At 56.5% G+C, this 1658-nt stretch carries 2 protein-coding genes; both read left to right on the top strand.

What is annotated here, in order from left to right:
* The coding region (locus tag PGX04_RS28750) for a bifunctional DNA primase/polymerase (RefSeq protein ID WP_377043624.1) at positions 1-744 on the top strand (744 nt) is incomplete at its 5' end.
* A partial coding sequence (locus PGX04_RS28755; RefSeq protein WP_273741617.1) for a primase-associated protein occupies positions 737-1658 on the top strand: 922 nt, incomplete at its 3' end. The genes PGX04_RS28750 and PGX04_RS28755, both read left to right, overlap by 8 nt.

Genomic DNA, 1658 nt, shown 5'->3' on the forward strand with positions numbered 1-1658 from the left:
TACACAACGACCGCACCAATCACTCAACGGACAGACTCCAGCCGAGGTGCTAAACTAGACAGTGCCGTCTCGTTCATCCAATCTCCCGCACGGTATGACCCGTTCAAGGGAAGTGAGTACGCCTTGGCCGACCCCGATCTGCTCGAAAAGAGCGATCCGATTTCGGATGGCGTCTACTACGGGTTAGACAACTGGGACCGATCGTGGGTTCTCGCGGTCGATATCGATGCGAAAGACATCGCGACAGCACGCGCTGAACGCGAGCTTGATGAGACCGACCTCGAGATCAAATCGGCAGATATGAGTCGTGACGACGCATTACTCGCCGAGTCCGAGATTCGTGACGCCGACCCGACAGGGTATCCCTACTCGTTCGAGGACATCGACCGTGCGATCGAGTACGGCTTCGAAACACGAGACCTCTTCACGGATGTGTTTGCTGCCGAGGAGACACTGGTTGTCTACTCTGGTCAAGGAGTCCATGTCTACCTGCTCGATGAGGATCTTGAATACGGGTACGACGAGAAAAGTCGAGAAGTGCTCAACGACCTCTTGCTCGAGCGTTATGAGATTCCGATCGATCCCGTTGTGACCGCTGATCGAAGTCGCCTCCTTCGCGTGCCCTACTCGTTGCACGCAGAGGTCTGCCGTGTCGTCCAACCGATCGAGAGCCCAGCATTCGATCCGCGAACGGAAGCTCGCCCACAGTTCCTTGAAACCGAGGGTGAACTCACCCATGATTGATCCACGAGAGACCGACCGAGACGCCTACCTCGCTGCAGCGATCCCTACCAACTACACTGACAGAGAGATCGTTCGACTGTTCACCCGCGGGTACGACCGCTACGTCGTCGATAATACGCCAGACCGAGAGACGCTGCTTTCGGATCTCGAACGGTTCGGAACTGCTGCGTTCAAGAACTCCCAGCGCAACCGTCCGCTCGAGTACCCATTCGTCGACGAACCAGCCACGCTCGTATTGTTGGCTACTCTCAGTACAGTTTGCGTGAGCGAACAACCCCGCTTTGAAGACACGCCGCCTCGTCGGAATCAAGTCCTTCATAACATCCGCGAGCTGTTCGCGACCAATCTCCTCGCACTTGTACATGAGTACGACGATCCGACTCTGTATCAGGATATTGCTGAGGTCCTCTACGCGAAAGGCCCCAGTCAGGACGGTCCTCACCCGGGTCGCGTCTGTACGGGCGTCAAACCGATGCCCGAATTCGACGAGGAGGAAACTGCCGAAAATGAGTACGATCTCTACGTGGAAATCCCAATGGCGGCTGCCTCTCGAAAGTGTCTCGCGCGAGCATCCACCGAAGCCACAAGTAGCGATAAGACGGGCGAGATTCGAACGCAGGTCAAGAACAACCATCTCTACGTTCCGCTCGACCACCTCCATGACACTTATCGATCGTACGCAAAGCGGTGTTTTGGCCGGTTACAGACAGTCCAAGAAGGCGAACTCGGTGAGCCACAACGCGAGTGGCTTCGAGAGCATGAGACGGCGATCACCGAACGGACTGACTACGCCCTCGAGATCGGCCAGTACGAGAAGGTGTGGAAAAACTGGGATCAAGGCGAGCAGGTCGTCCGACTGCTCCAAAATGCGGTGCGAGCGTCACCCCAGACTCAGATCGGCGAGTTTCATACTG

The sequence above is a fragment of the Natrinema soli genome, assembly GCF_028618695.1.